8 protein-coding genes are annotated in these 12,896 nt (G+C 71.9%); 5 read left to right on the top strand and 3 right to left on the bottom strand.

All coding sequences use genetic code 11. The features are described from left to right. Positions 1–10: 10 nt before the first annotated feature. Positions 11–3,163, top strand: coding sequence for an AAA family ATPase (locus ACIRJP_RS35590; RefSeq protein ID WP_404183635.1), 3,153 nt, complete (start codon positions 11–13; stop codon positions 3,161–3,163). Between the two features lie 10 nt (positions 3,164–3,173). On the opposite strand, the gene ACIRJP_RS35585 is transcribed toward ACIRJP_RS35590, so the two are convergent. From ACIRJP_RS35585 to ACIRJP_RS35575, 3 genes are all read right to left on the bottom strand, one after another. After that, positions 3,174–3,485: a DUF6191 domain-containing protein gene (locus ACIRJP_RS35585; protein WP_404183632.1), complete on the bottom strand. Its 312-nt coding sequence runs from the start codon at positions 3,483–3,485 to the stop codon at positions 3,174–3,176. Positions 3,486–3,517: 32 nt separating this feature from the next. Then, positions 3,518–4,693: a PQQ-dependent sugar dehydrogenase gene (locus tag ACIRJP_RS35580; protein WP_404183569.1), complete on the bottom strand. Its 1,176-nt coding sequence runs from the start codon at positions 4,691–4,693 to the stop codon at positions 3,518–3,520. Positions 4,694–4,855: 162 nt separating this feature from the next. Next, a complete protein-coding gene (locus ACIRJP_RS35575) occupies positions 4,856–5,848 on the bottom strand; it encodes an aldo/keto reductase (RefSeq protein ID WP_404183567.1) in 993 nt (330 codons plus the stop codon). A gap of 133 nt (positions 5,849–5,981) precedes the next feature. On the opposite strand from ACIRJP_RS35575, the gene ACIRJP_RS35570 reads away from it, so the two are divergent. The 4 genes from ACIRJP_RS35570 to ilvN all read left to right on the top strand — a co-directional run bounded on the left by ACIRJP_RS35570 (position 5,982) and on the right by ilvN (position 12,681). Beyond that, positions 5,982–6,950, top strand: a complete 969-nt coding sequence (locus ACIRJP_RS35570; RefSeq protein WP_404183564.1) for a 2-hydroxyacid dehydrogenase — start codon at positions 5,982–5,984, stop codon at positions 6,948–6,950. Positions 6,951–7,275: 325 nt separating this feature from the next. Next, complete coding sequence (locus tag ACIRJP_RS35565) at positions 7,276–10,059, top strand: putative bifunctional diguanylate cyclase/phosphodiesterase (RefSeq protein ID WP_404183561.1); 2,784 nt, start codon at positions 7,276–7,278, stop codon at positions 10,057–10,059. Positions 10,060–10,280: 221 nt separating this feature from the next. Then, positions 10,281–12,131 carry an acetolactate synthase large subunit gene (locus tag ACIRJP_RS35560; protein ID WP_404183558.1) on the top strand — a complete coding sequence of 617 codons (1,851 nt, stop codon included), beginning with the start codon at positions 10,281–10,283 and terminating at the stop codon, positions 12,129–12,131. A 22-nt stretch (positions 12,132–12,153) separates the two neighbouring features. Then, a complete protein-coding gene (gene ilvN / locus ACIRJP_RS35555; RefSeq protein WP_360855187.1) occupies positions 12,154–12,681 on the top strand; it encodes an acetolactate synthase small subunit in 528 nt (175 codons plus the stop codon). Positions 12,682–12,896: the final 215 nt, after the last annotated feature.

Raw genomic sequence — 12,896 nt, 5'->3', positions numbered from 1 at the left:
CCCGTGTGCGATGCTCGGCGACGTGGAGACCAGGTCCGTCAGTCCCGTGTTCGTCGGCCGTGAGGGCGAGTTCGCCTCACTCGTCGACGCGCTCGCCCGCGCGCAGGGCGCCGGGGGCCCGGAGGGGGCCGACGGTCCGCGCGGACCGCAGGCGCTGCTCATCGGCGGCGAGGCGGGGGTCGGCAAGACCCGGCTGGTCGAGGAGTTCCTCGCGGCGGCGGTGCGCCGCGACGCGGTCGTCGCCGTCGGCGGCTGCGTCGAGATCGGTGCCGACGGCCTGCCCTACGCCCCGTTCTCCACCGCTCTGAGGGCCCTGCGCCGCACCCTGCCCGCCGAGGTCGCCGCCGCCTGCGCCGGGCAGGAGGGCGAACTGGCCCGGCTGCTGCCCGAACTCGGCGAGGCCGACCGGGACGCCACCGACGAACACAGCACCGCCCGCCTCTTCGAGCTCACCGCCCGGCTCCTGGAGCGCATCTCCGCCGAACGCGCCGTCGTCCTCGTACTCGAAGACCTGCACTGGGCCGATGCCTCCACCCGCCACCTCCTCGCCTACCTCTTCCGCACCGTGCGCAACGGCCGCCTCGTCGTGATCGGCACCTATCGCTCCGACGACATCCACCGCCGCCACCCGCTGCGCCCCCTCCTCGCCGAACTGGACCGGCTGCGCACCGTCCGCCGGATCGAGCTCGCCCGCTTCAACCGCGCCGAGGTCCGCCGCCAGCTCACCGGCATCCTCGCCGCCACCCCCGAGGACGCCCTCGTCGACGAGATCTTCGAACGCTCCGACGGCAACGCCTTCTTCGTCGAGGAACTCGCCCGCAGCCTGGAGAGCGGTGACCACTCCCGGCTCTCCGACTCACTGCGCGACCTCCTGCTCGTACGCGTCGAAGCGCTCCCGGAGAACGCCCAGAACATCGCCCGGATCGTCGCCGAGGGCGGTTCAGCCGTCGAGTACGAGCTGCTGGCCGCGGTCGCCCGGCTCACCGAGGACGAGCTCATCGAGGCACTGCGGGCGGCCGTCGGCGCCAACCTGCTGCTCACCACCCCGGAGGGCAACGGCTACCGCTTCCGGCACTCCCTGGTCCGTGAGGCCGTCAGCGACGACCTGCTCCCCGGCGAGCGCTCCCGGCTCAACCGGCGCTACGCCGAGGCCCTGGAGGCCGACCCGGCCCTCGTCCGTGCCGGGGAGCGCGCCACGCGGCTCGCCAGCTACTGGTACGGCGCACACGAAACCGCCAAGGCCCTGCCCGCCGTACTGAAGGCCTCGGTCGAAGCCCGTCGCCGCTACGCGTACGCCGAACAACTCCGGCTGCTGGAACGGGCGATGGAGCTGTGGGACGACGCCCCCGAAGAGGTACGCGACACCCTGCGCCCCATCGACTACGCCGAGAGCTACCCCATCTGCAGCTGCGACCCCGACGTAACCCCGCTGTGCTATCTGGACCTCATGGCCGAGGCCACCGTCGCCGCCCGGTTCGGCGGGGAACGCGAACGTGCCCTGGCCATCGCCAAGAAGGCCATGCGCGTCCTGGAGGTCGAGCACGACCCGCTGCGCGCCGCCTGGTTCTGGGTCCAGCGCTCCCGGCTCATGCAGGACCTCACCCGGGGCGACGGATGGCAGGAACTGGCCAACGCCCAGGAACTCGTCCGCGGACTGCCCCCGTCCGTCGTCCACGCCGACGTCCTGACGAGCGTGGCGGGATGGGGCGCCCTGCACCGCCCCGGCGCCGAGACGCTGCTCGCCGTCGACCGGGCCGTGGAGTACGCCCGGCTCGTCGACGACGAGTACACCGAGCTGCACGCCCGGCTCACCCGCGGCGGGCTCACCGCCGAGGCGGGCGGCGTCGACGAGGGCATCGCCGAGATGTACGCCGTCCGCGACCGCGCCGACGAGCTGCACCTGGTCGGCATCATGAGCCGGGCGGGCATCAACCTCCCCTCCACCCTCGAATCCATGGGCCGCTCCCTGGAAGCCGTGACCGCCGCGGACCACGGCATCGCGATCAGCCGCAGCCACGGCATCGCCGACATGGAGGCGTGGGTCCGCTGCAACCGGGCGGCCTCGCTGTTCTCCCTGGGGCACTGGGACGAGAGCCGGACCACCACCGATGCCGCGGCACGTGCCGCCCGGTCCAGCAAGGCGCAGGGGCTGGTGGCCTCGTCCCGAACCGAACTCGCCCTGGCCCGGGGCGACCTGGCCGAGGCGGAGGAGCAACTCGCCCTGACCCGGCGCTGTTTCGGCTCCCGGGACCCGCAGCCGCAGCACCTCATCGCTCCCGCGCGCCACGCCATGGCCATCGCCGCGCAGCAGGGCCGACTGGCCGACGTGCGGGCCGAGTTCGAGGCCCGTTCGGAGCAGGGGTTCCCGCCCGGCACCCAGCGGTACGCCCTGCCGCTGCTCCACGTCGCCGCCGCGGCCGAGGCCGACGCCAGGGGGCTGCCCGCCGCCGACCCGGGCCGGCCGGTGATCCTGGCAGCCATCCGCGCCCACCTGAAGCAGCTGCCGATGCTCGTCCCCGTCTGGGCCGCCCACGGTCTCCTGGTCGACGCCGAGCTGGCCAGGGCCGAGGGGACCGACACGCCCGCCCACTGGTCCCGCGCGGCCGCCGCCTTCGCGCCGCTGCACCGCCCGTACGAGCTGGCCCGGATCCAGTACCGCGGGGCCGAGGCCCTCCTGATCGCGGCCGGCGACCGATCTGCCGTCACCGCCCTGCTGCGCGCGGCCCACCGCACCGCCGTGCGGCTCGGTGCCCGCCCGCTCACCGCGACCATCGAGCTGCTGGCCGGCCGCGCCCGTATCGCCCTCACCGCCCCGGACCACGGCATCGCACCCGAGATCCCGGCCGCCGTCACCGTCCCCGGCACCGTTCCCGGCCCGGACGGCACCGACGCGGTGGATCCGGAGCGTGCCGAGGACCGCCTGCGCGAGGCGGCCGCCGCCGCGGTGGAGTCCTTCGGACTGACGAGACGCGAACAGGACGTGCACCGGCTGGTCGCCGAGGGCCACACCAACCGCAGGATCGCCGAGCAGCTCTACATATCGCCCAAGACCGCGAGCGTGCACGTCTCCAGCATTCTCGCCAAGCTCGGCGTCTCCAGCCGAGGCGAGGCGGCCGCCCTCGCCCACCGGCTCCGCCTGTACCCGGCCCGGAGCGACACCTGACGGGCCCCGCTCAGGCCTGCGTGTCCGAGCCGTCCGCGTCCGGGCCGTCCGCGTCGTCCGCGCCTGTACCCGCGTCCGCGTCCGCGCCCGTGCCTGTACCCGCATCCGTGCCCGCGTCCGCGCCTGGACCCGCGTTCGCGTCCGCATCCGCGCCCGCGTCCGCACCGGGCGCCCTGACGACGACCTTCCCGGAGGCCAGGTCTATCGGGCCGCGCCCCGGGTCGCCGACGCCGAGATCCACCCGGGTCAGCTCCAGCCGCTTCTGCTCGTCGGAGGTGTGCTTGCGGCCGGGCGCGAAAAGTTCCTCGAAGAAGTTGAACACCGGCCGCACGCCCTTTCACCTGCTGTAGCCGCTTACCGCACCGCCAGCACCAGGATCCTGTCGTCTCCCGGCTTCGGGGTGCCACGGGTGTCCGTATTGCTCGTGACGAGCCAGAGCTTGTCGCCGCCCGCGGCGAGCACGGTACGCAGACGGCCGTACTTACTCTCCAGGAACGACTGCGGGGCCGCCAGAGGTTCCTTTCCGCCGCTGCCGGACAGCGGGATCCGCCAGAGCCGCTTGCCGCGCAGGCCGGCCATCCAGATCGCACCCTTGACGAAGGCGATCCCGCTCGGGGACGCCTCGGACGTCTTCCACTGTGCCACGGGATCGATGAAACCCCTCTTTCCCGCCTTGCCCTCGGCCTCCGGCCAGCCGTAGTTCCCGCCCGGCTCGATCCGGTTCAGCTCGTCCCAGGTGTCCTGGCCGAATTCGGACGCCCACAGCTGCCCCTGCCCGTCCCAGGCCAGCCCCTCCACATTGCGGTGCCCGTACGAATACACCACGGAGTCGGCCTCCGGGTTGCCGTGCAGCGGCTGCCCGTCCGGGGTCATCCGCAGGATCTTGCCGGCCAGCGACTTCTTGTCCTGCGCGAGGTCGCCGTCGCCCGTCTCCCCGGTGCCCGCGTACAGCATGTGGTCCGGGCCGAAGGCGATCCGCCCGCCGTTGTGGATCGACCCCTTGGGGATGCCGCGCAGGATCGTGTCCGGCGCGCCCAGCAGCCGGCCGGGCGTCGCGCCGTTCTCGTCGTACTGCATGCGGGCGATGCGGTTGTCGGACTCGGTCGTGAAATACGCGTACACCATGTGGTCCGAGCCGTACGTGGGGGAGACCGCGATCCCCAGCAGCCCGCCCTCACCGCCGGGCGACACCCCGGGCACCTCGCCCAGCAGGGTCTTCTTGCCGGTCTTCGCGTCGATCCGGGTGATCGTGCCCTTGTCGCGGGAGGAGACCAGCAGATCGCCGCCGGGCAGCTCGGCCAGTCCCCAGGGCGACTCCAGGCCCTCGGTGAGCGTCGACACCACCTTCACCGAGCCCTTGACGGGCGGCAGGGACGGCGACGCGGACGGCTTCGGGGCCGACGGCTTCGGGGCGGCGGAGGAGGAACGGGCGACCGGTGGTGTCCCGTCGACGCCCGCCATGCTGCCGGAGCCGCCGCCCGAGGAGCACCCCGCGCTCAGCGCCAGCGAGCCGGCCGCAAGCACGGCCACCGTCCCCCGGCGCAGGCCCCGCCCCCGCGGCCCGGCGGGCCCTCGTACAGATCCGAACAGAACACCGCGCACAGCACCGATCCCTTCGACGGCCACCTGACTACTGTTCTTACACCGCGGCCCCGCCCCCGGGCTCCCGAAGCCACCAAGTGCCGGTCGTTCTCAGTCCCACGACCCCTGAGCACCGGGCAGGGCGGCTATCTCCGCCAGGTCCCGTGCGGTCAGGGTCAGCCCGGCGGCCCCCGCGTTCTCCACCGCCCACCGCTCCCGCTTGGTCCCCGGCACCGGCACCACATGCGGCCCCTGCCGCAGCACCCAGGCCAGCGCCACCTGCGCGACAGTCGCCCCGTGCCGCTCGGCGATCCGCCGCAGCCCGGCGACCACCGGCTGGTTCGCCGCCATCATCTCCGCCGTGAACCGGGGATGCCGGGCGCGCAGATCGTCCGGCTCGAAACCCTGCCCGGGTGTCAGCGTGCCGGTCAGATAGCCGTTCCCCAGCGGCATCGCCGCCAGCAGCCCCACACCCCGCGCCGAACACCACGGGAGCAGCGACTCCAGCGCCTGAGGCGACCAGACCGAGAGCTCCGCCTGTACCGCGCTCACCGGGAAGACCTGCTGCACCCGGTCCAGCTGACGGATCGTTTCGTCGTACATCCGCGACCCCGATCGGCGTGAGGCCCGGGCCCCGACCGCGCAGAGGCCGAGCGCCCGCACCTTCCCGGCGGTCACCAGCTCCGCCATCGCACCCCAGGTCTCCTCGACGGGCACCTCGGGGTCGGCCCGGTGCAGCTGGTACAGATCGATCACATCGGTCTGGAGCCGGCGCAGCGAGGCGTCGCAGGCCCGCCGCACATAACCGGGGCGGCCGTTGGCCACGATGTGCTGGTCGCCCACCAGCAGCCCGCACTTGGTGGAGACGAACGCGTCCGCCCTGCGGCCCTTCAGCGCCCGCCCCACCAGCAGCTCATTGGTGAACGGGCCGTACATGTCGGCCGTGTCGAGCAGTTGGACACCCGCGTCGAGCGCGGCGTGCACCGTGCGCAACGCACGGTCACCGCGCTGCTGCGAGGCGCTGTACGCCCAGCTCATCGGCATGCAGCCGAGACCGACCGCCCCCACGGCGAGCGCCGCCGCACCGAGACTCCTGCGCTCCAACTCCCCGATCCTCCCCAGGCCCTGCCGTCGAACCGGGCCCACGCCCCGCCGACCACGGGACCGCACCGCACCCCAAAGTAGCCTCTGCCGCCCGCCGCCCCTCGCACGGCCTCCGCCGATTAGCCTCCTGAGCATGACTTCCACGAATGCTCTGGACGTGACGAAGACGCCCGACGTATGGATGCCGTTCCCGGCCGACGAGATCGAAGGGCTCCCGAAGGGGCTCAACTACCGGTTCTGGGACGGCGGGCCGGACTACCCCGCCGACCCCGCCGACTGCGCCTTCTACGTGGTGCCGTACATGAAGGGCTCCGCGGTCGCGGTCCGGCCGCTCGGCGGCATGGCGGGCGTCCGGGTCGTGCAGACGCTCTCCGCGGGCATCGACCACGTCGAGCCGGGGCTCGGCCTGCTGCCGGCCGGGGTGCTGCTGTGCAACGCCAAGGGGGTCCACGAGGCGTCCACCGCGGAGCTCGCCCTCACCCTGATCCTCTCGTCGCTGCGCGGTGTTCCCGGTTTCGTCCACGGTCAGGACAAGGAGGAGTGGCGGTCCGGCTTCTACCCCGCGCTCGCCGACAAGACCGTGCTGATCGTGGGGTACGGATCGATCGGCGCCGCCATCGAGGACCGGCTCGCACCCTTCGAGTGTGCGCAGGTGACGCGCGTCGCGCGCTCCGCGCGGACAACCGCACGCGGCCCCGTACACGCGCTAGACGGCCTGCCCGCGCTGCTGCCCGAGGCCGATGTCGTCGTGCTGTCCACCCCGCTGAACCCTTCCACACAGGGGCTGGTCGGCGCGCAGTTCCTCGCCGCGATGCGGGACGGGGCGCTGCTCGTGAACGTCGCCCGGGGTGGCGTCCTCGACACCGGTTCGCTGCTGGTCGAACTCCAGTCCGGCCGGCTGCGTGCCGCCCTCGACGTGACCGACCCGGAACCGCTGCCCGCCGGCCACCCTCTCTGGCACGCTCCGAATGTTCTGATCACCCCTCACGTGGGCGGCAGCACGTCGGCCTTCCTGCCGCGTGCCAAGCGCCTGCTGGTCGGGCAGCTGAATCGGTTCGCCGCGGGCGAGCAGGTGGAGAACGTGGTAAGCACCACCGGCTGACCACGCTGCGGAGGCTCCCCGTCGCACACCGTTCCGGGCGGCCCTCGAATGTTACGGAGAGTAGAGGGGCTATGTCCCTGTGTGACCAGTCTGGTGTATCGTCCCGAAAGGGGCGCTGCGCCGTGGAAGGGACGGCGCCGGGGAGGACGCGACACGCGAGGGGGCGACGGGCGATGTACGGCCGATGGGTGCATGATCCGACACCGCCGGACAGCCGACGGGGACCGGCGGGACGCCGGGTGCGCGCGCACCCGACGACACCGGGGGCGCCCCGGTGAGCGCGCCGGCCGACGCCCTCGGGGCGCTCCTGACCCGGAGGCCGGCCGTGGGCGGCGCATCCGCGCTGGTCTGGCAGATTCTCCTCGGCGGCGTCTGTGCCGGATACGCCGTGGGAGCGGCCCTCGGCTGGGGCTCGCAGCAACTGGCGCTCATCATGGGGGATTTCGGGCTCAGTGCGGCGGCGCTGATCGCCGCCCTCTCCTGCTTCCGCTACGCGCGGGCCGGCGCCAGCCGGTTCCGGCCCGCCTGGTTGCTGTTCGCGCTCTCCTCGTTCATGGCCTCCGCGGGCAACGCGGTCTGGGGCTGGTACGAGGTGGTGCTCGGGCTCCAGGTGCCCACACCCTCCCTGGCCGACGTCTTCTTCCTCTGCTTCGCGCCGCCCGCCATCGTCGGGCTGCTGGTCCTCGCCAAGCGCCCCGTCACCAGGGCCGGCTGGGTCTGTCTCGCGCTGGACTCCTGGCTGATCGGCGGATCGCTGCTCACGCTCGCCTGGAGCCTCGCCCTCGCCCACACCGCGCACCTGGTGGACGCCGAGGGCGCGAGCGTGGCAAGGGCGGCGCTGGCGCTGGCCTATCCGCTGCTCGACATCGTGCTTGTCTCCATGGTGCTGGCGCTGCACTTCCGGCGCTCCAACGTCAACCGCTCCGCGGTGAACACCGCCGTCGCCGCACTCGCCCTGACGGTCCTGTCCGACGCCCTGTTCACCTCGCCGCTGCTGCGCCAGACCTACCACTCCGGCCAGATGCTGGACGCGGGCTGGTTCGCCGGCTCCCTGCTCCTCGCGTACGCGCCCTGGGGCGCCAACAAGGCCCCGGACAACGCCCTTCCGCCCCGGAGCACGCAGCCCACCAGCCGCCCCATCGCGGGGTCGCTGGCCGCGCTGACGCCCTATCTCGCCGCGGCCGTCTGCACCCTCGGTATCCTGTACAGCGCCGTCGAGGGCCGCCGGGTGGACCGCGTGGTGATCCTCACCGGCTGCACGGTGGTCCTCGCGCTGGTCGTACGGCAGGGCATCATGCTCGTCGACAACATCGCCCTCACCCAGGAACTGGCGCAGAAGGAGAACCACTTCCGCTCCCTGGTGCAGGGCTCCAGCGACGTCATCATGATCGTCGCGCCGAACGGAGTGCTGCGCTACGTCAGCCCCGCCGCCGCCGGGGTGTACGGGCGCGAGGCCGACGAGCTGGTCGGCGCCGAGCTGTCCTCGATCATCCACCCCGACGACCTGGGGCGGGTGGTCCACGAGGTGCGCCGGTTCCTCGCCGCCCCGCCGCCCGAGGAGCCCACCACCCGGATCGAGTGCCGCTTCAGATCCGGCACGGGGGACTGGCTCAACGTCGAATCCACGGTCAACCGCCACCAGGGCGGGCTGATCCTCAACAGCCGCGACGTGACCGAACGGGTCCGGCTCCAGGCCCAGTTGCAGCACAATGCCGAACACGACCCGCTCACCGACCTGCCCAACCGCGCCCTGTTCACCAAACGGGTCCGCCAGGCCCTCGGGGGCCGTCGCTCCGGCGACTCCGGCACCGCCGTCCTCTTCATCGACCTCGACGGCTTCAAGGCGGTCAACGACCGCCTCGGCCACCAGGCGGGGGACGAGCTCCTCGTCCAGGCCGCCCGCCGCCTCCATGAGTCCGTCCGGGCCGGCGACACCGCCGCCCGCCTCGGTGGCGACGAATTCGCGACAATCATCCTCGGCGACGGCACCCGCGACCAGCCCGCCCGGGAGTGCCAGGTCCACGAGATCGCCGACCGGCTGCGCCTCACCCTCTCCCAGCCGTACCGGATCGGCGCCGGCGAGGTCCGGGTCGCCGCGTCCATCGGGGTCGCCTTCGCCGAGCCCGGCATCACCCCGAGCGACCTCATGCGCAACGCCGACCTCGCCATGTACCGCGCCAAGGCGGCCGGCAAGGACCGGGTCGAGCTGTACGCCCCGCAGATGCAGGCCGACGTGGTGCGCCGCTCCGAGCTGGCGGCCCGGCTGCGCACCGCTCTGCGCGACGGCGAGTTCGCCCTGCTCCACCAGCCCGTCGTGCACCTCGCCACCGGCCGGGTCGCCGCCGTCGCCGCCCAGGCCCGCTGGCGCTCCGCCCAGGGCATCCTGTTCACCCCGGCCGAGTTCCTCCGGGTCGCCGAGGACGGCGAGCGCACCACCGAGCTCGGCCGCTGGCTCCTCGAAGAGGCCGTCGAGCAGGCCGCCGACCGGGCCAGGGCCGGACACCCGGTCTCCGTCTCCGTGCGGCTCTCCGCCCGACGCCTCCTCGACAAGGGCACGCCGTTCGGCTCCGTCGAGGCGCTGCTGACCCGGCACGGCCTGCCCTCCGGCGCCCTGATGATCGAGGTCGCCGACAGCGACCCCCGGATCTCGTTCGACGACCTGGAGCAGCGTCTCGTGGCCCTGCGCCGCAGCGGTGTCCGCATCGCGCTCGACGGCTTCGGCAGCGGCTACGCCGCGATCAACGCCCTGCGCCGCCTCCCCATCGACGTACTGAAACTGGACCGCGGCCTCGTCGAGGGAGTGGTGGAGTCCGCCCGGCTCCACAAGATCACCAGCGGCCTGCTGCGCATCGCCTGCGACCTCGGCATGCAGTCCGTGGCCGACGGGGTCGACGTGCCGGAACAGGTCCTCGCGCTGCGCGCCATGGGCTGTACGCACGGCCAGGGAATGGCCTTCTCCGGGCCGCTCGACGAGTACCGGCTGCGCCGCGCCCTGGCGCGCGGCGAGTTCCCGGTGCCGGGCAGCACCATGGCCCAGCCGGTCCTGGCCGGCGGCTCGATCCCGCTCCTCAGCGGCTCACATGCTGAGACGCCCGTCCCACCCACTTGACACGTGGAGTGCGTCGGAGAGAGGGTCATTGCCATGCGCACCCGAATTCTCGTACTTGGAAAGCGCGTCGGCTGAAGCAGAGCCCCTCATGGCACTCTGCAGACCGCACCGACGCGCTCCCCTCGCTTGCCTCACGGCACGAGGGGTTTTTTGTTGCACCGGCACCACGCAAACTGTTGCAAAACACCCGCAGAAACCCTCAGCTTCGAGAAGAGAATGCGATGACCGAGCAGGCCACCGGGGCCCACCATCCCCAGCCGCGGGCCCGTAACGGCGGATCGTCCTCCGCCACCGTTGAGCACGTCACGGGCGCGCAGTCCCTCATCCGCTCCCTCGAGGAGGTGGGGGCCGACACGGTATTCGGCATTCCCGGCGGCGCCATCCTTCCGGCGTACGACCCGATGATGGACTCCACCCGGGTCCGTCACGTCCTGGTCCGCCACGAGCAGGGCGCCGGACACGCGGCCACCGGATACGCGCAGGCCACCGGCAAGGTCGGCGTCTGCATGGCGACCTCGGGCCCCGGCGCCACCAACCTGGTCACCCCGATCGCCGACGCGTACCTGGACTCGGTGCCGATCGTCGCGATCACCGGTCAGGTGGCCTCCGCCGCCATCGGGACCGACGCCTTCCAGGAAGCCGACATCTGCGGCATCACCATGCCGGTCACCAAGCACAACTTCCTGGTCACCAAGGCCGAGGACATCCCGCACACGATCGCCGAGGCCTTCCACATCGCCTCCACCGGCCGGCCGGGCCCCGTCCTCGTCGACATCGCCAAGGACGCCCTGCAGGCACAGACCACGTTCAGTTGGCCGCCGACCCAGGACCTGCCCGGCTACCGCCCGGTCACCAAGCCGCACGCCAAGCAGATCCGCGAAGCCGCCAAGCTGATCACTCAGGCGAGCCGGCCGGTGCTGTACGTCGGCGGCGGTGTCATCAAGGCGGGGGCCACCGCCGAACTGAAGGTCCTCGCAGAGCTCACCGGAGCGCCCGTCACCACCACACTGATGGCGCTCGGCGCATTCCCCGACAGCCACCCGCTGCACGTCGGAATGCCGGGCATGCACGGTGCGGTCACCGCCGTCACCGCGCTGCAGAAGGCCGACCTGATCGTCGCCCTCGGGGCCCGCTTCGACGACCGCGTCACCGGCAAGCTGGACAGCTTCGCCCCGTACGCCAAGATCGTCCACGCCGACATCGACCCCGCGGAGATCGGCAAGAACCGGGTCGCCGACGTCCCGATCGTCGGGGACGCCCGCGAGGTCCTGGCCGACCTGGTCCAGGCCGTCCAGGCCGAGCACACCGACGGCCACGTGGGTGACTACGAGGCGTGGTGGAAGGACCTCAACCGCTGGCGCGACACCTACCCGCTCGGCTACGACCTCCCCGAGGACGGCAGCCTCTCGCCGCAGCAGGTCATCCAGCGCGTCGGACAGCTCGCCCCCGAGGGCACGATCTTCGCGGCGGGCGTCGGCCAGCACCAGATGTGGGCCTCGCACTTCATCCAGTACGAGCAGCCCGCCACCTGGCTGAACTCCGGCGGCGCCGGAACGATGGGGTACGCGGTCCCGGCCGCGATGGGTGCCAAGGCCGGCATGCCCGACCGCACCGTCTGGGCGGTCGACGGCGACGGCTGCTTCCAGATGACCAACCAGGAACTCACCACCTGCGCGCTCAACAACATCCCGATCAAGGTCGCGATCATCAACAACGGCGCGCTCGGGATGGTCCGCCAGTGGCAGACCCTGTTCTACAACCAGCGGTACTCCAACACCGTGCTGCACTCCGGCGCGGACACCGAGGGAGTCCCGGCGAAGGGCACCCGCGTCCCGGACTTCGTCAAGCTGTCCGAGGCCATGGGCTGCTACGCGATCCGCTGCGAGGACCCGGCCGACCTGGACAAGGTCATCGAAGAGGCCAACTCCATCAACGACCGCCCCGTCGTGATCGACTTCATCGTCCACGAGGACGCCATGGTGTGGCCGATGGTCGCCGCCGGCACCTCCAACGACGAGGTCATGGCCGCCCGTGGGGTCCGTCCCGACTTCGGCGACAACGAAGACGACTGAGAGACAGAGAGAGACCGACTCCATGTCCACCAAGCACACGCTCTCCGTCCTGGTCGAGAACAAGCCCGGTGTCCTCGCCCGGATCACCGCCCTGTTCTCCCGCCGCGGCTTCAACATCGACTCGCTCGCGGTCGGCACCACCGAACATCCCGACATCTCCCGCATCACCATCGTCGTGAGTGTCGAGGACCTGCCCCTGGAGCAGGTGACCAAGCAGCTCAACAAGCTGGTCAACGTCCTGAAGATCGTCGAACTCGAGCCGGCCGCTGCGATCCAGCGCGAGCTCGTCCTGGTGAAGGTCCGCGCCGACAACGAGACCCGCTCCCAGATCGTCGAGATCGTCCAGCTGTTCCGCGCCAAGACCGTGGACGTCTCCCCGGAGGCCGTCACGATCGAGGCGACCGGCGGCGCCGACAAGCTGGAGGCCATGCTCAAGATGCTGGAGCAGTACGGCATCAAGGAGCTGGTCCAGTCCGGCACCATCGCCATAGGGCGCGGCGCGCGCTCGATCACCGACCGTTCGCTGCGCGCCCTCGACCGTACGGCGTAGCGCCTGTCCGCCGGACAGGCCCTGAACCCGCCGCCTCGCCGCTCGTATGGCGAGACCCGAAGACGTATTAGACGCACCCCGCCGTACGGTGGGACGCAACACCTGCACACCAAGGAGAAACCCAGTGGCCGAGCTGTTCTACGACGACGATGCCGACCTGTCCATCATCCAGGGCCGTAAGGTCGCGGTCATCGGCTATGGCAGCCAGGGTCACG

It is taken from the genome of Streptomyces sp. NPDC102437 (genome assembly GCF_044765565.1).
In the GTDB taxonomy this organism is placed as follows: domain Bacteria; phylum Actinomycetota; class Actinomycetes; order Streptomycetales; family Streptomycetaceae; genus Streptomyces.
Note: the sequence above shows the minus strand (reverse complement) of the source record. Positions and strands in the feature narration are given on the sequence as shown.